The 22,310-nt window shown below is 65.3% G+C and carries 18 protein-coding genes; 9 read left to right on the forward strand and 9 right to left on the reverse strand.

What is annotated here, in order from left to right; genetic code table 11:
• Positions 1 to 144: 144 nt before the first annotated feature.
• Positions 145 to 5,640 carry an apolipoprotein A-IV repeat region-like domain-containing protein gene (locus FY036_RS06695; RefSeq protein WP_148913943.1) on the reverse strand — a complete coding sequence of 1,832 codons (5,496 nt, stop codon included), beginning with the start codon at positions 5,638 to 5,640 and terminating at the stop codon, positions 145 to 147.
• A 290-nt stretch (positions 5,641 to 5,930) separates the two neighbouring features.
• Here FY036_RS06695 and FY036_RS06700 point away from each other — a divergent pair, with 290 nt between their 5' ends.
• The gene (locus FY036_RS06700) at positions 5,931 to 6,305 is read left to right on the forward strand and encodes an Hpt domain-containing protein (protein ID WP_148913944.1); all 375 of its coding nucleotides are present in this window, start codon (positions 5,931 to 5,933) and stop codon (positions 6,303 to 6,305) included.
• A gap of 98 nt (positions 6,306 to 6,403) precedes the next feature.
• Positions 6,404 to 6,724 carry a 2Fe-2S iron-sulfur cluster-binding protein gene (locus FY036_RS06705; RefSeq protein WP_148913945.1) on the forward strand — a complete coding sequence of 107 codons (321 nt, stop codon included), beginning with the start codon at positions 6,404 to 6,406 and terminating at the stop codon, positions 6,722 to 6,724.
• Between the two features lie 9 nt (positions 6,725 to 6,733).
• On the opposite strand, the gene FY036_RS06710 is transcribed toward FY036_RS06705, so the two are convergent.
• Positions 6,734 to 7,351, reverse strand: a complete 618-nt coding sequence (locus FY036_RS06710; RefSeq protein ID WP_148913946.1) for a DUF922 domain-containing Zn-dependent protease — start codon at positions 7,349 to 7,351, stop codon at positions 6,734 to 6,736.
• A 169-nt stretch (positions 7,352 to 7,520) separates the two neighbouring features.
• On the opposite strand from FY036_RS06710, the gene folP reads away from it, so the two are divergent.
• The 3 genes from folP to folK are packed head-to-tail and all read left to right on the forward strand — an operon-like array spanning position 7,521 to position 9,254.
• Positions 7,521 to 8,381 carry a dihydropteroate synthase gene (folP, locus tag FY036_RS06715; protein ID WP_148913947.1) on the forward strand — a complete coding sequence of 287 codons (861 nt, stop codon included), beginning with the start codon at positions 7,521 to 7,523 and terminating at the stop codon, positions 8,379 to 8,381.
• Positions 8,381 to 8,740, forward strand: a complete 360-nt coding sequence (folB, locus tag FY036_RS06720) for a dihydroneopterin aldolase (RefSeq protein WP_148913948.1) — start codon at positions 8,381 to 8,383, stop codon at positions 8,738 to 8,740. Before folP ends, folB begins: the two co-directional genes overlap by 1 nt.
• Positions 8,724 to 9,254 carry a 2-amino-4-hydroxy-6-hydroxymethyldihydropteridine diphosphokinase gene (gene folK, locus FY036_RS06725; RefSeq protein ID WP_148913949.1) on the forward strand — a complete coding sequence of 177 codons (531 nt, stop codon included), beginning with the start codon at positions 8,724 to 8,726 and terminating at the stop codon, positions 9,252 to 9,254. Before folB ends, folK begins: the two co-directional genes overlap by 17 nt.
• A gap of 4 nt (positions 9,255 to 9,258) precedes the next feature.
• Here folK and FY036_RS06730 read toward each other — a convergent pair whose 3' ends face one another.
• The 5 genes from FY036_RS06730 to FY036_RS06750 all read right to left on the reverse strand — a co-directional run bounded on the left by FY036_RS06730 (position 9,259) and on the right by FY036_RS06750 (position 15,033).
• Positions 9,259 to 11,100, reverse strand: coding sequence for a monovalent cation:proton antiporter-2 (CPA2) family protein (locus tag FY036_RS06730; RefSeq protein WP_148913950.1), 1,842 nt, complete (start codon positions 11,098 to 11,100; stop codon positions 9,259 to 9,261).
• Between the two features lie 91 nt (positions 11,101 to 11,191).
• Entirely contained in the window at positions 11,192 to 11,734 is a 543-nt protein-coding gene (locus FY036_RS06735; RefSeq protein WP_148913951.1) for a hypothetical protein, read from the reverse strand.
• A gap of 121 nt (positions 11,735 to 11,855) precedes the next feature.
• Positions 11,856 to 12,929 carry a YcjF family protein gene (locus tag FY036_RS06740; protein ID WP_148913952.1) on the reverse strand — a complete coding sequence of 358 codons (1,074 nt, stop codon included), beginning with the start codon at positions 12,927 to 12,929 and terminating at the stop codon, positions 11,856 to 11,858.
• On the reverse strand, positions 12,926 to 14,395 hold the full coding sequence (locus tag FY036_RS06745; protein WP_148913953.1) for a YcjX family GTP-binding protein: 1,470 nt from the start codon (positions 14,393 to 14,395) through the stop codon (positions 12,926 to 12,928). The genes FY036_RS06740 and FY036_RS06745 overlap by 4 nt, the downstream gene beginning before the upstream one ends.
• A gap of 134 nt (positions 14,396 to 14,529) precedes the next feature.
• On the reverse strand, positions 14,530 to 15,033 hold the full coding sequence (locus FY036_RS06750; protein WP_148913954.1) for a SixA phosphatase family protein: 504 nt from the start codon (positions 15,031 to 15,033) through the stop codon (positions 14,530 to 14,532).
• A gap of 243 nt (positions 15,034 to 15,276) precedes the next feature.
• Here FY036_RS06750 and dksA point away from each other — a divergent pair, with 243 nt between their 5' ends.
• Positions 15,277 to 15,693, forward strand: a complete 417-nt coding sequence (gene dksA, locus FY036_RS06755) for an RNA polymerase-binding protein DksA (RefSeq protein ID WP_148913955.1) — start codon at positions 15,277 to 15,279, stop codon at positions 15,691 to 15,693.
• Between the two features lie 107 nt (positions 15,694 to 15,800).
• On the opposite strand, the gene FY036_RS06760 is transcribed toward dksA, so the two are convergent.
• Positions 15,801 to 16,640, reverse strand: a complete 840-nt coding sequence (locus tag FY036_RS06760; RefSeq protein ID WP_148913956.1) for a flagellar biosynthetic protein FliO — start codon at positions 16,638 to 16,640, stop codon at positions 15,801 to 15,803.
• Positions 16,641 to 16,870: 230 nt separating this feature from the next.
• On the opposite strand from FY036_RS06760, the gene cckA reads away from it, so the two are divergent.
• From cckA to FY036_RS06775, 3 genes are all read left to right on the forward strand, one after another.
• The gene (cckA, locus tag FY036_RS06765; RefSeq protein ID WP_148913957.1) at positions 16,871 to 19,453 is read left to right on the forward strand and encodes a cell cycle histidine kinase CckA; all 2,583 of its coding nucleotides are present in this window, start codon (positions 16,871 to 16,873) and stop codon (positions 19,451 to 19,453) included.
• A gap of 105 nt (positions 19,454 to 19,558) precedes the next feature.
• A complete protein-coding gene (locus tag FY036_RS06770) occupies positions 19,559 to 19,912 on the forward strand; it encodes a hypothetical protein (protein ID WP_148913958.1) in 354 nt (117 codons plus the stop codon).
• A 168-nt stretch (positions 19,913 to 20,080) separates the two neighbouring features.
• Positions 20,081 to 20,923: a L,D-transpeptidase gene (locus tag FY036_RS06775; protein ID WP_201744706.1), complete on the forward strand. Its 843-nt coding sequence runs from the start codon at positions 20,081 to 20,083 to the stop codon at positions 20,921 to 20,923.
• Positions 20,924 to 20,940: 17 nt separating this feature from the next.
• Here FY036_RS06775 and FY036_RS06780 read toward each other — a convergent pair whose 3' ends face one another.
• A complete protein-coding gene (locus FY036_RS06780; RefSeq protein WP_148913959.1) occupies positions 20,941 to 22,269 on the reverse strand; it encodes a DNA polymerase IV in 1,329 nt (442 codons plus the stop codon).
• Positions 22,270 to 22,310: the final 41 nt, after the last annotated feature.

A 22,310-nucleotide genomic window follows, 5' to 3' on the forward strand; every position in this document is an offset into this window, starting at 1 on the left:
CGCGTGATCCTTCTCCTGTCCTGCGCGCGAAGCATCGGGTGCAAACGCGGCAAACTTAAGCCGCCGGGCGGCTTCCGTTCATTGCCCGAAAAAGACGAAGGCGGGACAAGCCCGCCTTCGCAACGCTTCATGGCGCCGAGGGCCTTACTTCAACCTGCCGCTCGCATGCGCCAGCATGGTGTAGACCTTGCCGGTATCGGAGGTGAGGTAGGTCTGCGTCATCATGTTGTCGCGGTCGTTGCGGCCGACATCCTGAAGCAACTTCTCGAAATCGCGGCAGTAGCGATCGACGGCTTCGCGGAAATCGCTGTCTGCCTGATACTTGCGGCGGATTTCCTCGAACGTCTGCTGGCCCTTCAGCGTGTAGAGCCGGCGGGTAAAGACGTTGCGCTCGCCACGGCGGTAGCGGTCCCAAAGCTCGATCGAGACTTCGTGGTCGATTGCGCGGGCGATATCGACCGAGAGCGAGTTGAGCGATTCGACCAGATGGAGCGGCGAACGCTCGGCACCGGCGGCCGGTGCTGCCTCCTCGCGCGACGCGCCGCGCAGCAGATCCTTGACCCAGCCGCCCGAAGGCGCCTGCGGATCGCGCTCACGAACCGGGGCGGCCGTCAGCCCACCGCGCAGCGGCGTGTCGGCTAACGGCGGCGCAGGCTTGCGCTCTGCCACAGGCGCTGCCGGGGGAGGCGTCAGCGAAGGGGCTGCGGCACGGGGCGCAGCCTTGCGGTCCGTCGCGTCGATGGCGCGGCCGGACTTCGCCACGATATCGGCCAGCTCCTTGAGCGCGTTGATCTGCTCGCTGACGGCACGGCGCATTGCGGAGGTGGACTGCTTGGTCTCCTCGGGCAGTTCCATCACGCCCTTCTTGACCTCTGCTCGGGTCTGCTCCAGCTCGCGGCGGATGGTGCCGGCGGTGCTGCGGATTTCTTCGGTCGCCTCGGCGAAGCGCTTGGCAGCGCCATCCACGGCCTCGGCGATCGCGGCGCGGATGTGCTCGGTCGAGGTGCGGGTGCGGCCTTCGGCCTTCTCCAGCGCGTTGCCGACGAGGTCCTCGAAGGAACGCATCACGCGCTCGATATCTTCCGACTTCTTGACGAGGCCGACGGCGAGGCTTTCCAGTGCCTGCTGGCGGCCGTCGAGCGTGGAGGCGAGGTCGTTCTGCGCCGAGCCGAGCAGGTCGGAGGCGGAGTTGAGCACCTGCGCATGCTCGTCGAAGCGCGTTGCGATTGCGGCGATGTCCTTGAGCGTGGAGGACGACAGCTCGGTCAGGCGGCCGGCGTTGGAGTCGATCAGGCGAGCCGAGCTTGCGAACGACTGGGCGGCGCGCTCCGTGCTGGAGGCAAAGCGCTCCGTCGTGCCCACGATCTTGTCGTCAAGGCTGACGAGGTTCGTCGCGGCCTGCTCGACGAGTTCGCCCAACTTCTCGTTCGACGCTGTGAGTCGGTCGATGAGGTTCGAGACATTGTCGGAAAGATTGTTGCTGGCTGCATCCACCGCCGTGAGCGTCTCGGCAGTACGGGTCGCAAGGGCGTTGACCAGTGCCGCGTTCTGCTGGCGAAGGCGCTCGGTCGCCTGTTCGGTGGCGATCTCGAGGCTCTTCTGGAGCTCGCCGCCGCTTTCCGCGAAGCGCTGCACCAGCGGAGCCGCGCGCTCGTCGAGAATACGGGCGAGGTCGGACGAGCGGGCCGACAGGAGAGCGTTGAGCTCCCGCGTACGCTCGTCGATCGTGAGGGCGGCTTCCGTCGCCGACGTTCCGACCTGATCGTTGACCGCGGCGAATGCCTGGGAAAGCGCGTCGGCGCGAGCGCGCAAATCCGCCTCGGCACGGGAGATCTGCTCCTGCAGCTTCTCGCCGACATGTTCGACGCCTGCGCTCAGGCGCTGTTCGGCGCCAGAGATGTTGTCGTCGATGCGTGCGGCAATCGCGCTTGCGCCGGCAGCGAGGCGCTGGTCGGCACCATCGAGCGACTGAGCGATCGACGCCGCGCGAGCTTCGAGCTCGGCAGCTGTCTGCTGCGTGCGCGAAACGATGGCTTCGTCTGCCGTGGCGAAAATCTCGCCTATGGCTGCGGCACGCGCTTCCAGTTCGGAAGCCGTCTGCTGCGTCCGTGAAACAATGGCGTCGTCGGCCTTGGCGAAAATCTGACGTATGGCTGCCGCGCGCGCTTCAAGCTCGGAAGCCGTTTGCTGCGTGCGTGAGACAATGGCGTCGTCAGCGTTCGCGAAGACCTCGGCGAGGGCAGAAGCGCGCTCTGCAAGGCGTTGGTCCGTGCCCTCGAACGAGCGGGCGATCTCGGCAGCGCGGTTGGCCAGCGACTGGGCGATGCTGTCGACCTGGCTGCCCAGTTCGGAGCCGGACAGCGAAATGCGGTCGGCCAGACGCTTGTCGGCGTCGTCGAAGGCGATGCGGATCTCGGCAGCGCGCGCCGAGAAGATGCCGGCCGCGTGCTCGGCATGGCCGCGCAGTTCTTCACCGGTAGCCAGCGTGCGCTCGGCAAGTCGACGTTCGGCGGCCTCGAAGACATCGGTAAATTCGCCTGCGCGGGCGGAGAGAGCCTGTGCGGCCTGTTCGGCGCGCGCGGCGATAAGCGCATCGGCATCGGCAACCGCCTTACCCGCTTCCTCGCCCAGTGAGGCGGTAACTTCCAGCACCTTGTCGCGCAGCGAACCGGCAACCGCAACGGCGCTGCCTTCCAGTGCGCCCTTGACGTTCTGGACGCCGATGTTGAGGGCGCGCTCCATGCTCTGGGTGCGCTCCTCGATCACGCCGGACTGGCGGGCGAATGCCTCCTCGATCTTGGAAAGGTCCTCGCCGAGCGCATTGCGCACGCCTTCCGCGCCTGCATGCAGGGCGTTTTCCAGCGCCCTCGTATGCTCGGTGACGATGCCGGCATGATTGGCGAATGCGGTTTCGACGCGGGTGATGTCGTCACCAAGCGCGTTGCGCACCGTTTCGGCACCGGCGTTAAGCGTGTCGGCGAGCGCGCTGGTGCGGATTTCGATGGCACCGGCCTGCCGCTCGAAGGCATGATCGATGCGGGCGATATCCTGATCGAGCGCATTGCGTACGGTTTCAGCACCTGAAAGCAGCGTGCTTTCGAGCGCCTTCGTACGCGCCTCGATGACGCCAGTCTGCTGCGCGAACGCGCCTTCGATCCGGGCGATGTCGTCGCCGAGCGCGTTGCGCACCGTCTCCGCCCCGCCAAGCAGCGTATCCTCGAGCACCTTGGTGCGCGCCTCGATCACGCCTGTCTGGCGGCTGAACGCATCCTCGATGCGGGAAATGTCGTCCCCGAGCGCGTTGCGGATATTCTCCGCGCCGGCGTAAAGGGCGCTTTCCATCGTGCGGGTACGGGCCTCGATGACGCCCTGCTGGTGGGAGAAAGCTTCGTCGATCTTGGCGACATCGTCGGCGATCACACCGCGAAGCTGCTCGGCACCGGTGGCGAGCGCCGTTTCGATTGCCTGCGTACGCTGCTGGATCTGGCCGGTATGCGCGGCCAGCGCCTCGTCGATATGCGCGACCTCCTCGCCGAGCGCGCCCTTCATCTGCTCGACACTGCGGCCCAGGGCGGCCTGGAGGTCAAGCGTGCGCTCGCCGATGATGTTGGTCTGGCGATCGAAGGCGTCTTCCACCTTGGCCAGATCGACGGAGATCGCGGTGGTGAGGTCCTTCTGCCGCTCTTCCAGAGACTTGAGGTGCTGTGTAGCCACCTGATCGATGCCGTCGCGCGCCAGCTTGATGCGGGCGAGATCGCTGTCGAGCATCGAGGCGATCTGCTGGCGGCCTTCGGCGAACTTCTCTACGTGGCCCGTGACGGCGGCATCGACGTTGGCGCGTGCCTCGGTCAGCTTGCGCAGATCTTCGTCCAGCGCCTGCACCATCATGGCGCGGCCTTCGGCCAGCTTCTCCACATGGCTGCTCATAGCCGTGTCAACGCTCTGGCGCGAGGCCTCAATGCGCTGAAGGTCGGCTTCCAGCGCTTGCGCGATCATGTCGCGGCCGCCGGCGAGGCGGCTGGCGAAGTCCGATGCGCGGCTTTCCAGCATGGTGGAGGTGGACATGACCAGCTCGGCCATCTCGGAACCGATGCGTGCCTTGCTCTCGTCGATGAGGCTCGAAATGCCGTTCTTGCCGTCGGTGAACGTCTGCGCGATCTGGCGGGAACGTTCGACCAGCGTCTCGTTTATCTGGCGCGCGCGCGCTTCCAGCGCGGCATTGAGCTTTTGTGCGCCGGTATCGAGCGCTTCCGCGCGGGTCTGGAACTCGTGGATAAGCGCCTGACCACGCTCGCGCAGGGTCGCCTCGATGCCTTCGAGGCGGGCGCCAAGCTCGTTGTTGAGCGAGGTGGTGGCGCCGCCCAGCAGCGAGACCATGCCGGTGGTGCGTTCGTCGAGCATCTGCGAGAGGGTACGGGTCACATCGTCGGTGCTCTGGGTGAGCCGCGCGATACGCGTGTCGAGCAGGCTCGCGAAAGCCTCGCCAGAGGTGGTGATGCGGTCCGAGATCACATCGAGGCGCTGGTCGATGGCGTCATACATCGAGACGCCGCTCTCGTTGATGCGATCGACGAGCTGCGCGCCGGAATCGGAGATCGTGCTGCTGAGGCGCGACGAGACGCCCAGAATGTTCTGGCGGATGACGTCGCTGGCCTGATCGAGCTCTTCCTTGAGGGTCTCATGCGCGCCCGAGATGGACGAGCGCACGCGCTCGGCATGGGTGACGACCGCTTCGCGCTCGCTGCCGAGCCCGTCGATGAGCGTGCGGATGCGGCTTTCATTGTCGGTGTAAGCGCGCTCGAGCTCGTTGACCTCGGTATGAACCAGGGTCTCGAGCTCGACGGCGCGCGCCAGCGTACGCTCGATACCTTCGCCCATCGCCTGCACCTCGCGGCGCACGGCCTGACCCACCATCATGACGCGATCGGTTGCCAGATGCTCAGGCTCGGCCAGACGGAAGGCCACCTCGGCCATCGACTGGGCGGCAAGGCGCATCTCCTGCGCGCGCCGGATCATGACGCCGAAGCCCCAGAACAGGACGATCGGCACGACGATGCCTACGATCAGCCCGATGAGCTGCGGCGTGGCCATGAGCTGCTGGATGGAGCGCACTTCCCATATGGCTGGTGAGAAGAGCATGTGGCCGAGAAGCACGCCGCCCGCGATCCACGCGAGCGAAAGCAGCGACACCAGCCAGTAGATGGTACGCGGGCTGCTACGGCGCATCTGCTGCTGGAGCGCGCGATAGTCCTTCTGGCGGTCGTCGTTGGCGTGCGCGAATGAGGACGGCGCGGCCGGCGCAGGGGCGGCCACCGGCTTGAGGTCGGACGCAGCGGCGCTGCCGGCAAGCCTTGTCGGCTGGGTGGGTGCAGGGGAGGGCCTGGGAGCGGCAGGCGCGACGGCCGGGGCCTTTGCCGCGGGCTGCTCGACCTTCAACGGCTCCGGCTTGGCGCCGGCGCGCGAATCCCTTGCAAGGTCTTCGGCGGCCTTGTTGATCTGCGCTTCGAAGTCCGCCATCGAGCCGGCCATGTCGAGGCCGCCATCCTCGTCATCGACAAACAGGTCGATGTCGAGCGCGTCTTCGAGCTCCTTGGCCACTTCGCTATCGAGATTGGTTGTCGTCGTTGCTTTACGCGCCATGCCGCTGCTACCCTGTACTCGTGTCGCGGGCCGCCTTTACGACGCCTCGTGCCCGCTCATTTGGGCCTTTTACGGGCCATGGCGTATCGTACTGGGACAGGGCGACAAAGGAAACTGCCATTCGCCGCCATGTGTAAAACTTTAAATATAAGGTTAACAGGCGGACACCAAACGGCTTTTGGCTGCCGGGCGATGCGTGCCCCTGCCGCCGGAAGTTAACTCCTTCATTAACCGGTTGTGTACCTTGACGAAGCACACTTTGCCCCGTGGGGACAATGGGGTGAAGGGTCATGACGCCGGGGGCGGATGAGACGATGGCGTTCGGCAAGCCGGGCGGAGAAACATGTGGCAGGCCCGGCGCAAGGCCGGTAGATCTCGTGCATCTGGCCCGCCAGACACTCGGCGACAGAGCGCTGGAGCAGGAGGTGCTGGAGCTGTTCGTGCAGCAGATGATCTCGATACGCGAGCGATTGCCGCTGGCTGACGAGGCCGAGCGGAAGATGCTGGCGCATACGCTCAAGGGCGCGGCCCGCGGCGTCGGCGCATTCGCCGTGGCAGATTGCGCCGACGAGATCGAGAAGACGCCTTCAAGCAAGACGCATCTTGCCAAGCTCCCGGGCCTCATCGATGAGGTGCGGGACTTCGTGGCTGCCATCAACCGCTGAGACGCGCCGACTGGTCGCGGTTGACTTGTCGCGGCGAGATTGTATCTCTCGCGCCAAAATCGGCCCGCAGCGGCCAGCACGTCTCCTAAGGCAATCCAATGACCAAGATCACCTATGTCGCCTTCGACGGCACACGCTTCGAAGTCGAGGCGGAAAACGGCTCCACAGTGATGGAGAACGCGATCCGCAACTCCGTGCCCGGTATCGAGGCGGAATGCGGCGGCGCGTGCGCATGCGCGACCTGCCATGTCTATGTCGACGACGCATGGAGTGCTATCGTCGGCTCGCCCGAGGCGATGGAAGAAGACATGCTGGACTTCGCCTATGACGTGCGGCCGACCTCGCGATTGTCTTGCCAGATCCGCGTCCGCGACGAGCTGGACGGCCTGGTCGTCAACGTGCCCGAAAGGCAGGGCTGACCTGACGGTTCAGCTGGGCGGGATCCGTCCCGACTCTATTCGTTCCATCCGGTAGTCCATCAGCCGCATCAGCCGGCGCTCGAAATTGATTCCCTCGATGCGGTCGAAATCGTCCTGTGCCTTGTCGTGGGCGGCGAGGATGCGCTCGCTGACAGCGGCCGCCTTGCTCTGCGCCGCCTCGCAACTGGGCTCGTTTCGAACCTGCAACAGCGCTCTCTCCATGTCGCGCGCGTGATTTTTCGCAATGACAACATGGCTTTCCTCGTGCCGCCTGATGTCTGAAGAGAGCGTGTCCCAGACGAAACGCGTTTCCGTTTCGGCGCGGCCGCGCTTGTTCCAGCGCGGCAGGATCATGGTGGCTTTCACGCTGACATCGGCCTGGAGGACGCTGCAGCGCCCATTGCTCTCGCCGTATCCGACACGGGTGGTGAACTCCATGCGCGTCGCACCGGGATGCCTGGCGCCCTGGCCGCCGATCTGCGGGCCGCGCTTCTTCAGTTCCTGCTCGATTTCCTCAAGGGTAACCCCGCCGATGGTGAAATAGCTGTAGGTCCGCGAAATGCTTGCGCCGTGCGATGGCAGGCTGGCCAGCGCCATGATGCCGGCGGCGAGTACAAGCTTCTTCATGGCGTCTCCTTTTGCGGCCAGTGTGGGGCAGGGGTCCACGGCAGGCAATGGAGAATGTCGCACCGATACGTAACGAGGGGGTTATCGCCCCTGAAATCTTGCACAACGACGTTGCTTTTGGCGGGCGGGCGGACCAGAACGCTGGCAGTTGAAGATTGGACGAAACGCCATGTTCCAGCCCCTCCAGTGGCCTCTCGCCCACGGCCGCAGCCTAGAGCTGGGGCCGGTCGCGCGCCTCATGGGCGTGCTGAACGTGACGCCGGACAGCTTTTCCGACGGAGGGCTGTTTCAGCAAGGGGATGATGCGCTTGCGCAGGCCGAGCGGATGATAGGCGAGGGAGCGTCCATCATCGACGTGGGAGGGGAATCCACGCGCCCGGGAGGCGCTGCCGTAAGCGCCGCCGAGGAGCAGGCGCGCATCCTTCCGGTCATCGAGGCGCTGGCCGGCCGCGATGACGTGCTGATTTCCGTCGACACCTATCGGGAGGAGACGGCACGGCTTGCCGTGGCGGCTGGCGCGCATATCGTCAACGATGTCTGGGGCCTGCAGCGCGAGCCCGGCATCGCGCGGGTTGCCGCCGAAACCGGCGCCGGCCTCGTCGTCATGCATACCGGGCGCGAACGGCTGAAACTGGACGATGTGATCGAGGATCAAGTCGCTTTCCTGTCGCGGTCGCTCGAGATCGCCCGGCAGGCAGGTGTCGAGGAGCGGCGCATCCTGCTCGATCCGGGCTTCGGCTTCGCCAAGGAGACGCCCGAGGAAAATCTCGATCTGATGGCACGGTTCGGCGAGCTTTCCGGCCTTGGGCGGCCGCTGCTCGTAGGCACGTCGCGCAAGCGCTTCGTGGGCGCCGTGACCGGCCGCGAACCTGCAGAGCGTGGGCCCGGCACGGCTGCGACAAGCGTCATCCTGCGTTTGCAGGGAGCCGTCATATTCCGCGTGCATGATGTCGCAATCAACATGGACGCGCTGCGCTTTGCCGATGCTATGGTGGCGCGCGGGATGACCGCGCAGAGGAAACCAGCCTGATGTATACGATCCGCATGAAGAACTGCGCGTTCTTCGCCCGACATGGTGTTCTGGACGAAGAGGAGACGCTGGGTCAGCGCTTCTATGTCGATGCGCAGCTCGATGTCGTTCCGGATAGCGCGCTGGAGAGCGATTCGATCGATGCGACAGTGGATTACGGTGTCGCCTTCATCGAGATAGAGAAGATCGTCACGGGGCGTCGGCGCTTTCTCATCGAAGCGCTGGCGTTCGATGTGGCGCAGGCGCTGTGCAGGAAGTTTCCGCAAATCCGACGGGCCGAAATCACCGTGCGCAAGCCGAATGCGCCAGTTCCCGGCGTGCTCGACCATGTCGAGGTGACGGTTGTCTGGCCCCAATAAGCCCTTGCAATCGCGCGCCTATCTGGGACTGGGCGGGAATCTGGGCGATCCGGCGGCTGCCATGGGGGCCGCGCTGCGCGCGCTGGATGCGCACGAGGCCGTCACCGTGGCCGAGGTATCCTCGCTTTACCGCACGCCGCCGTGGGGCAGGATAGACCAGCCCGATTTTCTCAATGCGGTCGCGGCTGTCGATACGACGCTGACAGCGCGGGAATTGCTCGACCTTTGCCTTGAAACCGAACGCGCGCTCAAACGCGTGCGCGCGGAGCGCTGGGGTCCGAGGCTGATCGACATGGACGTGCTGGTGTTCGCTGACGAGCGCATTGACGAGGAGGGGCTGCAGGTGCCCCACCCGCGCATGGGTGAGCGCGCGTTCGTGCTGGCGCCTCTAGCCGAAATCGCTCCCGGCCTCGACCTCTCCGGCAGCACGGCGGCCGAGCGGCTGGCGGCGGTGGAGCAGGCGGGCATCGAACGGCTTGCCGGCGGGCGCGACTGGTGGCGCGGACCGGCCTGATCCGTCAGACGGCATCCGCTTCCGGCGCTTTACGGATGAGTTCGGCCGCTTCCTCATTGCCGGCGCTACCCTCGCGGCGAGGCGTAGCGAGTGGGGTCGGCACCGGCTGGTTGCCCTTTAGCAACTGGTTGCCGGCATAGATGCCGCCTACTACCTGGATCTCCAGCCGCTCCGCGTCGCGACGGCGTACCTCCTCCATCAACTCGTCCGCCTCTTCGTCGGGGACGCCCAATTGCCCGAGCGTGGCGCGTCCGAATACGAAGGCTGAATGCAGCGTCTCGCGGATCTGGTAGTCCGCGCCGGCCTTGATGAGTTCGATCGCGGCGCCGCGATCGAAAGCGCGGACCATAACCGGGGTAAGCGGGAAATCCGCCTTGATGAGCTCGACGATGCGCAGCGCGGATTCCGGCTTGTCGATGCAGACGAGGATGGCCTTGGCATGCTCCGCGCCGGCCGCACGGAGAATGTCGAGGCGTGTGCCGTCGCCATAATAGACCTTGAAGCCGAAATCGGCGGCCGCCTGAATCATCTCGACATCGGCATCGATGATCGACACTTCCTCGCCGCGCAGAAGGAGCGGTTGGCTGACGATCTGGCCGAAGCGTCCGAAGCCGATGACCAGAATGCTGCCGCGCAGATCGTGTGCAACCTCGACGCCGTCCAAGGACTGTTCGGGCGCGGGTGTGAGGCGTTTCAGCGCCATCATCGCGAAGGGCGTGATCACCATGGAAATTATGACGGTGGACGTGAAGATCGCATTCACGGTGCCGTCGATGAGGCCGACGGTCGTGGCCGTGGCGTAGAGCACGAAAGCGAATTCGCCGCCCTGCGCCATCAGCACGGCGCGTTCCATAGCTTCGGCATGGCCGGTCTTGAGCAGCCGCGCGACGACGTAGATGCCGAGCGCCTTGACGATCATGAAAGAAATCACGGCAATCGCGATGAGGCCGAGGTTTTGGGCGATGACGGTCAGATCGAGCGCCATGCCGACGCCGAGGAAGAACAGGCCGAGCAGAATGCCGCGGAACGGCTCGACGTCGGCTTCGAGCTGGTGACGGAAGGTCGATTCCGACAGGAGCACCCCCGCAAGGAAGGCGCCCATTGCCATCGACAGACCGCCGAGTTGCATGGCTAGCGCGGACCCCAGCACCACGAGCAACGCGGCGGCGGTCATCACCTCGCGCGCGCCGGCCTGCGCCAGGATGCGGAACAGCGGATTGAGCAGGAAACGGCCCACCAGCACCAATCCGGCGATCGAGGCCAGCGCTATCGTGATGGTGACCCAGCGGGCGGCCTCCTCGTCCGCACCCGACCCGGGCGCGAGAAACGCGACGAAGGCGAGAAGCGGCACGATCGCGATGTCTTCCAGCAGCAGGATGGAGACGATGCGCTGACCCTTGGGTGTCGAAAGCTCGCCCCGCTCATTGAGAAGCTGGAAGACGATGGCGGTAGAGGTCAGCACGAAGCCCATGCCGAACACAAACGCGACGGCCGGCGAATATCCGAGGAGAATGCCGATGCCCGTCAACAATAAGCCGCAGGCCGCGACCTGGAGGACGCCGAGACCGAGGATTTCGCCGCGCAGGCTCCACAACCGCGAAGGCTGCATTTCGAGCCCGATCACGAACAGGAACATGACCACGCCGAGCTCGGCGACATGGATGATCGTCTGCGGGTCGGAGAACAGGCCGAGGCCAAACGGACCAATGACGAGGCCGGCGGCAAGATAGCCCAGTACAGAATCAAGGCCGAAGCGCTTGAACAGCGGCACCGCGACGACGCCTGCCGCCAGAAGAGCAACGACCGGAATCAGATCCACGCCGTGATTGGCTGCTTCACCTGCCATGCCAAGGTCTCCAGACGCTTCGCGCGAACGCATCAGCGTCTAGTTCTAGGCATAGAATCGGCAGGAGGGAATATGGGGATTACGGGCGCGATCAGCGATTGTCGATGGAGCCGACCGCGCGGGTGTCCATGCGCTTGAGGTTCATGCCGATGACCGGCACCATCTCGTTGTCGACCTTGACGGACACGGTGACATGCATGGTGTCGTCGTTTGGCAGCCGCGCCAGCATCGCCCCGTTGAGCTGATTGCGGTTGAGCGTCAGCGTGACGCGTTCGCCATTGACGTTGCCGCCGACGACGTCGAGGCCTTCACCGATCGCGCCGTCCATGAAGGTGCCGCGATAGCCCTGACGGCCCTTGTGCTCGACGCTGGCCGACATCTTCTGCGTGAAGAGGCCGACACGGCAGCCGCCGTCAAGCGACATGCCGACCTTGCCGTCGGGAGTCGCACCGGTGAAATTGCAGGTGAAGCGGGTGCCCTTGTACTTGCCGGCAACGATTTCGCCCGGCCCGGACCATTCGCCCTGAACCTTGCTGAAGAATCGCTTGTCCTTCTCAGAAGCATGCGCGCTGCCGACAACAGCCATCGAGGCAACGACTGGCAGCAATGCGGACAGGAATGCGCGTGCGATCATGATGGGACACCCGGCGACAACGATGACTGGAACGACGAAGCCGACCTTGGAGAATAATGGTTAACGCTTCGTCTATTCGCTCTCGCGCGGAGAATGGTCGAACCTGCGGCGCGGCGCAAGATCATTTGGTTTTTTTGGTTTCCACAGCGTTCTTTCGGCGCACGAAAGTGGACAGGGCGGCGAGAAAGTCGCCCATGCCGGGGCGCTTCACCGCCGCAAAGGGCAGGGGGCGTACCGTTTCCATTGCCGCAACGCCGATTCGCGCCGTCATCATGCCGTTCACGATGCCTTCGCCGAGCTTGGCAGAAAGGCGGGCTGCAAGGCCCTGTCCGACGATCTGGTGGACGAACTCGTCGCCTGCCGCAATCGCCCCCGTGACCGCGAGATGCGCAAGCACGTCACGCGCCAGCCGGATGAAGCCGAGCGTACCGGGGCGTCCGCCGTAAAGCTCCGCCAGCCTCCGAATGAGGCGGCCGGCCTCGAACAGCACATAGGCGATGTCCACAAGCGCACGCGGGCTGACGGCAGTGACGACCGAGACACGCTTGGCGGCATCGAGGATGAGCGTCTGCGCCTGCGCGTCGAGCGGGGCCAGCAGTTCCTTTTCGGCGAGGCGCACCAGATCGGCCCCGTCGATAATGTCGTCCTTGAGCGCATCGAGGGACCGACGCCCGGCAGCAGTCTCCGGTCGTGACGCAACGAAGCTCGTCAGTTCGGCGACGACCTTTCGTGCCTCGCGTGCATCGTCATGCGCCAACGCGTCCGCGCCCTTGCGGCGAAGCGCTTCGACGGAGTTGAGGCGGGCAAGGCCGACGAGCTCGCGCGCGACTATGACGATGAAGGCCAGAGCGGCGACAGCTGCGACGCCCGCCGCAAGCCAGCCCAGCCAGTCGGATCGGGCGAACAGATCGCCGATAAGCCGTTCCGTCCACAGCCCCAGCGCCAGCGACAGCAGGATCCCCATAGCGCCGAAGAAGATCGCACCTAACCTGGATCTGCGGCGCGGCGGGGCGGCGGGGGGCGGCTCGGCCAGTGCGGCGTCCGGCTCGTCGAAGACGTCGATTTCGGCCGGAAGAACGACGGCAGTTTCGGGCTTGAGGGCGCGTGGCTCGCGTGGCGGGGCAGCCTTCGTTGCCGGCTCGGGCTTTCGTTCCGGCTCAATGCGAAACGCGGCGGGCTTTCTGGGCTCGTTCATGCCAGATGGTCCCCGATCAGGAATTGCAGCGCCCGGTCGAGCCGGATATGGGGCAGCGAAAGGGTTACGCCTTCGGCGGTCCGTTCGAGCCGCGGCGGGCGGAAGCGCACGAAGCGTATGGCGGGTTCGGCAGGCTGCGAGGCGCCGTGCAACCCTTTGAGCGCGATGTCAGCTTTTTCCGGCAAGTCACCGGGAAATATCGCTGTTTCGCTTTCTCCATCGAAGGTTTCCGAGCCGATGGTCTCGCCCTTTAGCGGCGTGCCGATGATAACGGGGAGGGTGTCTCGCCCCTGCCTTACCGTGCCTTCGCGCGTTGCGCGCACTGCCGCCATCGCGAGAACGTCGACTTCCGCGCCGGAAAAGCTGGCGCGCTCGACGGCCCGGTCGGCGAGCCGGCGTACGATCGCCTGCAGCCTGTCATGGCTTTCGTGGTGGATGTGATCGGCCTTGGTGGCGGCGATCAGGATGCGGTCTATGCGGCGGGAGAACAACCCGGTGAGCAGGCTGCCGCGCCCCTGCCGGAAGCAGGCGAGGATTTCGGTCAGGGCGCGTTCGAGGTCGGCCACCGCCGCAGGACCGGCATTGAGTGCCTGCATCGCATCGACCAGCACGATCTGGCGGTCAAGACGCGCGATGTGCTCGCGGAAGAAGGGCCGGACGACGTGCGTCTTGTAGGCCTCGTAGCGCCGCTCCATCATCGCGCGCAGGGAACCGGGCTTTGCGCGGCCGTCCGCGAGGTTCGGCAGCGGTGCGAAGGTGAGCGCGGGGGAGCCTTCGAGGTCGCCCGGCATCAGGAAGCGTCCTGGCGGGAGGGTCGAAAGTGCGCGCTCATCCTGCTTGCCGGCACGCAAATAGGCGGCGAAGCTTTCGGCCAGCCGCCGCGCAGTCATCTCGTCGGCGGGAGCGTCCGGATCGGCCGCGCCGGCAAGGGTCAGCCATTCGGCCGCGAGGTCGGAACGCGCCGGCAGCAGAGCAAGTTCGTAAGCATCGCGCGAAAACGCGCCGAAGTCCTTGCCCAGCAGCGGCAGGTCGAGAAGCCACTCGCCGGGGTAATCCACGATGTCGAGGGACAGCCTTCCACGCGAGAACATGCGGCCCCAGCCGGAAGCGGATTCGTATTCAATCGTCAGGCGAAGTTCCGATATGGCGCGGGTGGAATCGGGCCAGACCCGCTCATCCACCAGCGCGGCGACGTGATCCTCGTACTGGAAGCGTGGCACGGCGTCGTCGGGCTGATGTTCGAGGTAGGCGCGCGCAATGCGGCCGCTCTTCTGCGCCTCAAACAGCGGCAGCCGCCCGCCATGGACGAGATTGTGCACAAGCGAGGTGATGAACACCGTCTTGCCGGCACGCGAAAGGCCGGTGACGCCGAGCCGCAGCGACGGGTTGACGAGGCCGGCCGCACGTCCCGCCAGCGTGTCGAGCGCTATGCGCGCTTCGTCGCCGATGCTAGTCAGGGCAGCCAAAGAATGCGTCTCATGGTCATCGGCCCGATATAGGTATTTCTTCGGCGATATGAAAAGGCCCGCGCCTCGGCCATTCGTGTTTTGCGCATAGTCTTCACCCGACAGCCGTCGCTTCGGCGAGCAAAGGCAGGTATCTACAGGTCGCGCGGGGCGAGAAACTCCTCCAGATAACCGTCTTCCGGGGCGATCTGCGCCAGCGGCGTCGAAAAGCGGATGACCGCCAGCCCGCAGGTCGGGAAGCCGCCGGCAACGGCGGCGAGAGCATCGGTTTCGCCGCCACGCGAAAGCGCCATGGCGAGGTCCTCCATCATCGGGTTGTGCCCGACGACGAGGACGGAGCCAGAGCCGCCATTTTGCCGTATGATCTCCAGATAGCCGCCAGCGTCGGAACTGTAGAGCCCGTCCAGATACTCGACATCCGTGACGGCGAGGTGCCGCGAGGCCGCTTCCCACGTCTCGCGAGCACGCCTTGCGCCAGAGCACAGAACCCTGTCCGGGACGTAGCCGGCGAGCAGCATGGAGGCCGCCACGGTCTCGGCGTCAGCCTTGCCGGAAGGGTCGAGCGCTCGGTCATAGTCGCGGGAGCCAGGTTCGGCCCATTTCGCCCGTGCATGTCGAAGAAGATAGAGCCGGGTCATCGAACCTCGCAGTTCCAGCCCTGCCGGAATGGCGATCGCGGGCCCGTCGATCCGGTTTAGCTTTCCGCAATGCGCCGTGCAACCGGATGGTCGACGGACGGGCGTGACGACGTGCTTGATGACGCTGCGGCAGGCCGCTTGGCGTGTTTGACAAATGCGTGAGCGGTCATTCCTTTGCGCTTGTGCACCCTTGAACCCAAGAATATATAGGCGCCCGGACTGCAGCTTTTGGGATTGAGTCGAATGTCAGGAACTATTGAGACCGATTACGTTCCCTCCGAAGACGAACCCTTCATGAACGAGCGGCAGAAAGCATACTTCCGCACTAAGCTCGTTTCCTGGAAGAACGATATACTTCGCGAAGCACGCGAAACGCTCGAAATCCTCCAGCAGGAAAACGCCAACCATCCCGATCTCGCTGACCGCGCCTCCTCGGAGACCGATCGGGCGATCGAGCTTCGCGCCCGCGACCGCCAGCGCAAGCTCATCTCGAAGATCGATGCCGCCCTGCAGCGGATCGACGAGGGGACTTACGGCTACTGCGAAGAGACCGGCGAGCCGATCGCCCTCAAGCGCCTGGATGCGCGCCCCATCGCGACGCTCTCCATCGAGGCGCAAGAGCGACACGAGCGTCGCGAAAAAGTGTATCGCGACGACTGAGCGGAACTGAAAGCGGCCCTGGAGCCGCTTTTTTTATTGACGATACAGCCGGCCCCTCCGCCGGACGGCGCATTCATTTGCCGAGAACGGGAAGGCGGTGCCCTCGTCTACCGCTTGCTCGACAGGTCCCCCAGAAGCCTGCTCATCTCCTCGTCAAGCGACAGATCGGGGCCAGCCGCATTCTTGCGTTGCTGGTCCATTTCCAGCGACACCTCGAGCTCTTCCAGCAGGGCGTCGTCCAGATCATGATTGCGCGGGGCCGGCGTTTCCGCCACGGGCTCGGTTACCGGGCGCAGCGTCTTGACGCTGGCGGCTACGGGCTCGGGTTGCGCCACCAAGGGCGGCTGTGATGCGGGTGCCTGAACCGGCACGGTCGGCGCCAGCGATGAAAATCTCGGTTCGGTGGCACGCTCGGATGCCTGCACAGCCGGTGATGCCACGGAGGGCGATACGGGTGGAGGAGGCGGAGGAGCTGCCTGTACCGGCGGTGCCGGGATGATGGGGGGCGGCGCGGGCTGGCGAGGAGGGGTCGCGACGGGCGGCTGAGGCGTGCGTACCGGGCGGGCGGCGGGTTCCTGCTGGGTTGGGCGCTCCGGCACCGGAGCCACGGCAACTGCCGGCGCTTCCTCCGCTGGACGCCGCGAGGGCGGCAGCAACCTTATGTTCTGCTCGACAACCACGTCGCTCGGCCCGCCTATAAGAATGAGATGTTCGACATCGTCGCGGCGCACCAGCACCAGCCGGCGCTGGCTGTCCACGGCGGCGGCGTCCATCACCGCCAGACGGGTCTTGCGGTTGCGTCCGCCCGCCACGAAGGTGCCGAAGGTAAGGCCACGCACGATCTTGACCGCCACAAGCAGCACGAGCAGCGCGACCAGCGCCAGAAGCGTCCACATCAGCGCCGAAGCGTATTCCGGGCCGGCCACACTCTCCAACCATGCCTGCATGTCGACTCTCCTGGTATTTTCTTCGCTTTCGCGCTTTTGCGCGCGAACACTAGACGGCGTCGATGGTCGCGGCAAGTTCCCGGACCGGCCAATGAGGCCGAAGCTTGAGCGAAGCGTGCGGCGGCGGCACGGAACCCAGGGAGACGGGCCTGCCGCCCTTGCGAATGCGGACGGCCATGATGTATGCCGAACCATCCTTGGGCCGCGCGGGCATGGCAGGCAGGAATCGAATGGCGAGACAAACCGGCGGCGAAATCCGTCCCGCACCGATCGTGGACCAGAGCGCCAGACCCGGTGCGATAACGCGCCTGTTGATCTTCATCGTCGTGCTGATCTTCGCAGCCCTGGTGTTCGCCGTGTTCCGCGAACGGCTGGGGGATCCGCTGCTGCTCGGCCTGCTCGGCGTTCTGGCGATGATCGGCGTCGGCTTCCTGTTTACCACCGCCATCGGCTTCATACAGGTGGCTCCGCGCTCAACGGCCGACGAACTGTCGCGCGCCTTCGTCGACACGATGGGGCAGGGGCTGATCGTCGCGGACATAAAGGGCAGGGTCGTCTACGCCAACCGCGCCTATGCGGAGATGACCGGCGCGACATCGGCAGCCGACGTGCGCACGGTGGAAGGCCTGCTGTCGGACAGCCCGGAAGCGTCTCCCACGATCTACCGGCTGGCCGCGGGCCTCCGTGACGGCATCGCCGGCGACGGCGAGTTCCGGCTCGGCGGCGCGATCCGGCCCGGTGCCGATCCCGGCGCGCGCTGGTATCGGGTGCGCGCACGGACCTTCAAGGTGCCTGGCTACCGCCAGCCGCTGTCTGCATGGCAGATCGCCGACATTTCGGCAGAACGCGCAGAGCAGGAACGCTTCTTCCTCGACCTTCAAAAGGCGATCGACCATCTGGACCATGCGCCGGCAGGCTTCTTCGCCGCCGACGCTTCCGGCCGGGTGACCTATATCAACGCGACACTGGCCGAATGGCTGGGTATCGACCTCGCTTCCTTCACGCCCGGATCGACCACGCTGTCTCAGGTGGTGGCGGGCGACGGTATGGCGCTTATCCGCTCGGTGAAGGCCGATCCGGGGTCGACACGCAACGCCGTGATCGACCTCGACCTATCGACGGTCTCGGGGGCCGCGTTGCCGGTGCGCTTCATGCACCGCGTGACGGCCAGCCGCGACGGAGCGCCGGGACCCTCGCGCACCATCGTGCTCAACCGCAACCACGGCGAAGACGCCTCCGCAGAGCTTCGCGCGTCGGAAGTGCGCTTCACGCGCTTCTTCAACTCGACGCCGATGGCCATTGCCGGGGTGGACGGCGAAGGGCGCATCCTGCGAACCAACGCGCCGTTCCTGTCGCTGTTCTCGCCCGCCGTGGACCGCGACATGCTGGATCGCCGGGTCAAGCTGGAGGCGGTCATCCATCCCCGCGACCGCGCGGCCTTCGATGCCGCGCTCGCCCGCGCGCGCCAGCATCAGGCGGACATCGCGCCGATCGACACGGTGCTGCCCGACAACGAGGAGCGCCACATGCGCTTCTACGTCAACGCCGTGGCCGATGCCGGTTCGGGCGAGGGCGCGGAGGAGGCGGCCATCGTCTACGCCGTCGAGACGACCGAGCAGAAGGCGCTGGAAGCGCAGATGGCGCAGAGCCAGAAGATGCAGGCCGTCGGCCAGCTCGCGGGCGGCATCGCGCACGACTTCAACAACGTGCTGACCGCCATCATCATGGCGTCGGACCTGCTTCTGGCTAATCACCGGCCGTCCGACCAGTCCTTCCCGGACATCATGAACATCAAGCAGAACGCCAACCGCGCCGCCTCGCTGGTGCGCCAGTTGCTGGCGTTCTCACGCAAGCAGACCATGCGGCCGGAGGTGCTGAACCTCACCGACGTGCTGGCGGATTTGCGGATGCTGTTGTCGCGCCTGGCCGGCAACGAGATCAAACTGACCATAGACCATGGCCGCGACCTTTGGCCGGTCAAGGCCGATATCGGGCAGTTCGAGCAGGTGATCGTCAACCTCACCGTCAATGCGCGCGACGCCATGCCGGGAGGCGGCGCGCTTTCGGTGCGCACACGAAACGTGCCGGAGGCAGAGTGCGCGTCGTTCGGCTATCGTGAGCTTGCGCCTGCCGACTACGTGCTGGTCGAAGTCGAGGACACCGGGACGGGTATCCCCGCCGACGTGCTGGCGAAGATATTCGAGCCCTTCTTCACCACCAAGGAAGTCGGCAAGGGCACCGGCCTCGGCCTGTCGATGGTGTACGGCATCGTCAAGCAGACCGGCGGCTTCATCTTCTGCTCGTCGGAGCCGGGCAACGGCGCGACGTTCCGCATCTTCCTGCCGCGCCACATCGCGGAGGCGCCGAAGGAAAAGAGCGGCGACGAAGCGGCGGTGGCCGAAGTTGTTGCGCCTGCAAAGCCCGCAGCCAGCAAGGATCTGTCCGGTTCGGCCACGGTGCTCCTGGTGGAAGACGAGGACGCGGTGCGCATGGGCGGCGTGCGCGCGCTTTCCTCCCGCGGCTATACGGTGCACGAGGCTTCCTCCGGTGTCGAGGCGCTGGAAATCTTCGAGGAACTGGACGGCAAGGTCGATATCGTCGTTTCCGACGTCGTGATGCCGGAGATGGACGGGCCGACGCTTCTGGGTGAACTCATCAAGCGCCAGCCCGACATCAAGTTCATCTTCGTGTCCGGCTATGCCGAGGACGCCTTTGCCAAGAACCTTCCCGAAGAAGCGAAGTTCGGCTTCCTGCCCAAGCCGTTCACGCTCAAGCAACTGGCGACGACGGTCAAGGACATGCTCGATTCCTGATCGCGGGTATTTGAGCCAAATTGCGCCGCGTGCGTGAAGACGTCGTCCACAAAGCTTCGCTAGAACGCGCGCCAGAGCAGGTGCTCGGGCGCAGCGGGGACGGACATGATCGTCGGCGGGTTTTCTTATGTGGGCACGCTCGCACGACCGGCCACGGCTTCTCCACCGCATAACCTCCCAGGCACTCCGACGCGGGCGCTGGTGGAGGAGAGCGAGGAGATGAACGAAAGCCCGACCTATTTTCGCGCTATCTCCGCCATCAGTCCCGGCTCGCTCGCCGCCGTCTATCAGGCGATAAGGGCGCATGAAGAACAGGCGGAGCCCACGCAGGAAACCGCAGCGGTTCGGATCGACAAGGAAACGCCCGATGGCGCCAGCGGAGCGTTCATACTTTCAGGACTGGGTATTCCCGCTGCGATGAGCGCGTATGACGAAACCTTGGCGACAGCCGGCGAATAGCGTCGCGCGCGCCGCATTGTTGCAACAGAGCAACACCGGCGACCCCGTCACTTTTCTGCCCCATATCGCACAAGCCATGGCCACGTTTGGCCTTCACCAACGGAACTGAAGGACGCCGAACGCGTTCGCTGCGCGACTACGAACAACAGAAGTCTCAGGTTCCGCCTCATGTGTGTCAAAGACGATCTCAAGGGATCGACCCCTGGCCGGCTTTCCCGTCGGCTCTTTCTCGCCTCCGCCCCGCTTTTCCTGGCCGCCTGCACCAAGACCGCGCAGGTTCTCGAATCGGTGACGCCAACCGGCCCTGACCCGTACTACGTGGCCATGTACGGGGCGAAGCCGGATGAACGCTTCCCGCTTCCCGCCACCGACATCCGTCAGGTCGACCAGCGCTTCTATCGCCAGCAGGTCGACTATCATCGCAGCGAGCCGGCCGGCACGCTCGTCGTCGATACGGCAAACCGCTTCCTCTTCCTCGTGCAGGAAGGTGGCAAGGCGATGCGCTACGGCATCGGCGTCGGCAAGGCCGGTCTCGAGTTCGAAGGCACCGCCCGCGTCGCCCGCAAGGCCGAATGGCCGCGCTGGACCCCGACGCCCGGAATGATCGCGCGTGAGCCGGACCGCTACGCGCAGTATGCCGGCGGCATGGAGCCGGGCCTGACCAACCCGCTCGGGCCGCGCGCGCTCTACCTCTTCCAGGGCAGCCGAGACACCCTCTACCGCATCCATGGCACGTCGGAGCCATGGTCCATCGGTCTTGCCGTTTCGTCCGGTTGCATCCGCCTGTTCAATCAGGACATCATCGACCTCTACAATCGCGTTCCAGTGGACACGGTCGTGGTGGTTCTTCAGAACGAGCCGTTGATGTATCCGCAGCGCGAAGTGCCGGAGTGGGTCGCGCGCCAGATCAACCCGCAGCAGCCGGCAATGCAGCAGACCAGCGATGCCGCACAGTTGCCCCCGCTCGACCCGGGTGCGGCCCAGCCTCGCCGGCCGGCGCTGGACATCTAGCTTTCCTCGGCAAGACGTCATTCTTCATCCGGGCGCGGCAGTCGTCCACGACTGCCGCGCCCGAACGTGTATCCGGTCTCGACGGCCTTGCCGCCGAACTTCGCGCGCAATTGGTCGACCGCTCCTTCCGCCAGCGCCCGCTTGCGTGACTGCACGTCCACCAGGTCGGGCGGGTCGGCGCGTCCGTCATCGGAAAGATCGCTGACGCCGATGCCAAGCAGGCGGTATCGCGTGCCGTCGGTCTCGCGCCGCAGAAGCTCCAGTCCCGTAGCGAAGATGCGATCCGCCAGCCGCGTCGCGTCTGCGAGCTGACGGTTGCGCGTTTTGATCCGGAAATCGGCGCTCTTCAGTTTCAAAACGACCGTTCGGCCTGCGATCCCGGACTTCTTCAAACGGGCCGACACCTGCTCCGACAGCGCCCGCAGGATCGGGACGAGATCGTCGAACGTCGCCAGATCCTTGTCGAAGGTGGTTTCAGCCGACACGCTCTTGGCGTCGTGCTCCGGATGGACCTGGCGCTCATCCTGCCCGCGCGAGAGCCGGTGCAGCCTGTCGCCCATCGTGCCGTAGCGGCGCAGCAGTTCGTTGCGTTCCATCGTCTGCAACTGACCGATGGTGCGGATGCCGCCTTCCGCCAGCGTTGCCTCGAACGCCTTGCCCACGCCCCAGATGAGCGACACCGGCTTGTCGGCCAGGAAGGAGAGCGCCTCGGCGTCGCCGATGACGGAGAAGCCGCGCGGCTTGGCCATATCCGACGCGACCTTCGCAAGGAACTTGCAATAGGACAGGCCCACGGACACGGTGATGCCAACCTCCCGCTCGACCCTTCTGGCAAAGTCGGCCAGCACGAGTGCCGGCGGCCTGCCGTGCAGCTTCTGCGTTCCGGCGAGGTCGAGAAAAGCCTCGTCGATCGAGATGGGCTCCACCAGAGGTGTCAGCGCCTGCATCATGGCGCGCACCTGCCGCCCAACGGCCACATACTTTTCCATGTCGGGCTTGATGACCACGGCGTCGGGACAGGCCTCCAGCGCCTTGAACATCGGCATGGCCGAGCGAACGCCGCGGATGCGCGCGATGTAGCAGGCGGTGGAAACCACGCCGCGCTTGCCGCCACCGATGATAACGGGCCGGTCACGCAATTCGGGCCGGTCGCGCTTTTCGACCGCAGCATAGAAGGCATCGCAGTCTATGTGCGCCAGGGACAGATCGTAGAGTTCCGCATGGCGAGCGAGGCGAGGGCTTCCGCACACCTCGCAGCGCTGCTTTACGGCCCTTTGAAGGCCGAGGCAATCGCGGCAAAAGCCTTGTGTTGGATCGTTGACAGGCGTCGGCATGGATGCGAACATAGAGGGAACAAACGTAATCATAGTCGATGCCCGCCGCGCCA

Origin of the sequence: Neoaquamicrobium microcysteis (genome assembly GCF_008180155.1) — a bacterium.
Taxonomy (GTDB): domain Bacteria; phylum Pseudomonadota; class Alphaproteobacteria; order Rhizobiales; family Rhizobiaceae; genus Aerobium; species Aerobium microcysteis.

What these genes read in the sequence shown, in the direction of transcription:
- FY036_RS06695 (WP_148913943.1), bottom strand. Translation starts at nt 5,640, where the DNA reads ATGGCGCGTAAAGCAACGACGACAACCAATCTCGATAGCGAAGTGGCC.
- FY036_RS06700 (WP_148913944.1), top strand. Translation starts at nt 5,931, where the DNA reads ATGACGCCGGGGGCGGATGAGACGATGGCGTTCGGCAAGCCGGGCGGA.
- FY036_RS06705 (WP_148913945.1), top strand. Translation starts at nt 6,404, where the DNA reads ATGACCAAGATCACCTATGTCGCCTTCGACGGCACACGCTTCGAAGTC.
- FY036_RS06710 (WP_148913946.1), bottom strand. Translation starts at nt 7,351, where the DNA reads ATGAAGAAGCTTGTACTCGCCGCCGGCATCATGGCGCTGGCCAGCCTG.
- folP (WP_148913947.1), top strand. Translation starts at nt 7,521, where the DNA reads ATGTTCCAGCCCCTCCAGTGGCCTCTCGCCCACGGCCGCAGCCTAGAG.
- folB (WP_148913948.1), top strand. Translation starts at nt 8,381, where the DNA reads ATGTATACGATCCGCATGAAGAACTGCGCGTTCTTCGCCCGACATGGT.
- FY036_RS06730 (WP_148913950.1), bottom strand. Translation starts at nt 11,100, where the DNA reads ATGGCAGGTGAAGCAGCCAATCACGGCGTGGATCTGATTCCGGTCGTT.
- FY036_RS06735 (WP_148913951.1), bottom strand. Translation starts at nt 11,734, where the DNA reads ATGATCGCACGCGCATTCCTGTCCGCATTGCTGCCAGTCGTTGCCTCG.
- FY036_RS06740 (WP_148913952.1), bottom strand. Translation starts at nt 12,929, where the DNA reads ATGAACGAGCCCAGAAAGCCCGCCGCGTTTCGCATTGAGCCGGAACGA.
- FY036_RS06750 (WP_148913954.1), bottom strand. Translation starts at nt 15,033, where the DNA reads ATGACCCGGCTCTATCTTCTTCGACATGCACGGGCGAAATGGGCCGAA.
- dksA (WP_148913955.1), top strand. Translation starts at nt 15,277, where the DNA reads ATGTCAGGAACTATTGAGACCGATTACGTTCCCTCCGAAGACGAACCC.
- FY036_RS06760 (WP_148913956.1), bottom strand. Translation starts at nt 16,640, where the DNA reads ATGCAGGCATGGTTGGAGAGTGTGGCCGGCCCGGAATACGCTTCGGCG.
- cckA (WP_148913957.1), top strand. Translation starts at nt 16,871, where the DNA reads ATGGCGAGACAAACCGGCGGCGAAATCCGTCCCGCACCGATCGTGGAC.
- FY036_RS06770 (WP_148913958.1), top strand. Translation starts at nt 19,559, where the DNA reads ATGATCGTCGGCGGGTTTTCTTATGTGGGCACGCTCGCACGACCGGCC.
- FY036_RS06775 (WP_201744706.1), top strand. Translation starts at nt 20,081, where the DNA reads ATGTGTGTCAAAGACGATCTCAAGGGATCGACCCCTGGCCGGCTTTCC.
- FY036_RS06780 (WP_148913959.1), bottom strand. Translation starts at nt 22,269, where the DNA reads ATGTTCGCATCCATGCCGACGCCTGTCAACGATCCAACACAAGGCTTT.